The 1394-nt window shown below is 55.0% G+C and carries 1 protein-coding gene and 1 pseudogene; both read right to left on the reverse strand.

From position 1 onward, the window contains the following. Positions 1-975 (reverse strand): annotated as a pseudogene (locus AUR66_RS16035) (helicase-related protein); the annotation flags it as partial. A gap of 202 nt (positions 976-1177) precedes the next feature. Further along, on the reverse strand, positions 1178-1394 hold a 217-nt coding region (locus AUR66_RS22235), incomplete at its 5' end, for a hypothetical protein (protein WP_197409828.1).

Genomic DNA, 1394 nt, shown 5'->3' on the forward strand with positions numbered 1-1394 from the left:
TTTCGGGTCAAGCGCGTCGGGGTACTCGACACCGTGTTTGTTCACGAAGGAGACGGAGACGATGATGTCGTCCTCGTCGTATTGGGCTGTGAGTGATATCTCGAAATCCCATACTGGCGTCGGCGTGTCTCCACTAAATCGTTGTTCTAAGAACGTCTCGAAGGTTTCCTCGTCTTCAAGAGCGGCTTCCGGAATCTTGTCCGCGTTACGACTGTCTACCTCTTCCGGCGGATCTGGTTCCCGGTACCGGCGCTCGTCTTGCCGGTAGGTCTCCATCGCATCCATCAGCGCATCGTCGTCCGTGAGAGAGGGTAGCTCGCCGTCGGACTTCGCGGCTCGCTTTAGATCGCCTGCAGTGACTGTGAGAGGACCAGCGTCAATCTGAACTCGTTCGTACACTGGTCGGAGCTCCTCTAGCGACGCGTCGTCTCCGGCATACCCACTGGACTCTTCGTCCTCGGCGTCTCCTGCTTCAGACTCTTCGTCCACCTTAGACGGTGTGAGCGCATCGTCTTCAGCAATCTCCGGATCGAATCCGACGGGCCCACCGAAATCCTGTTGTTCCTCGTAGGTTGGTAGACGGCGATAGTAGACCTTCGCAGTAGGATTGATCGTCACCGTCTCGTCGTCCGGAACTGATGCTGGGAGCTTGAATTGGAGCCCCATCGTGAAGGGCGCGACTCGCGTGGCGATATTTCCGAACGCGTCGTCGGACTCTTGAGCTTCGCGGTACTGGTACTGGCTCGCTAGCGCGCCCGCGAAGAACTGATCCTTCGGGTTAACGTCGTAAACGGTCTGACCATAATCGCCTCGTCCCGTAATTCGTTCGACGAGTCGTTCCAGTAGAACGTTGTTGACAGCTTGGTGCTGTTGATACTCCTTGTCGTCTTCATCGATCTCGTACGCGTCGTCCGGTGGTCGAACGTACCCACGAGAGTCGGATTGTGGTGGGATTTCACGTGGCCCAAGGCCCATATGGTCTGGTCATCACAGAGTGTGATAAGTTTAGGGAGACAGACTAATTCGGGATGACAATTTTTGCTGGAGAAGAGATTACTCGGCCCACTCTTCCAGTCGCCGTCTGACCGCCTCATACTAGTGGAGCGCAACAGCAAAAACCAGGATGGCACAAATCCATCACATAAGGTTTTTGACTAACCAGAAATGGACGAAATGGTCAGAACCCACGTAATCGTCCTATCTGTGAACTCTTTGCCTCAACACCCTTCTCTATCGATTTGACGTTGAGTCGGAAGAGGTACTTCCCGATCTCGAAGTCGCTGAGCCGGATATCTGGGCTTTCCGACAGCATCACGTCGTTTAGTGTCCCATCCGCGGCCGACCGGAGGGCAGTCTGTCGGAGTGCTTTCTTCAGCCGACTGTATATCGTCTCC

This window comes from Haloferax profundi, assembly GCF_001469865.1.
Classification (GTDB): domain Archaea; phylum Halobacteriota; class Halobacteria; order Halobacteriales; family Haloferacaceae; genus Haloferax; species Haloferax profundi.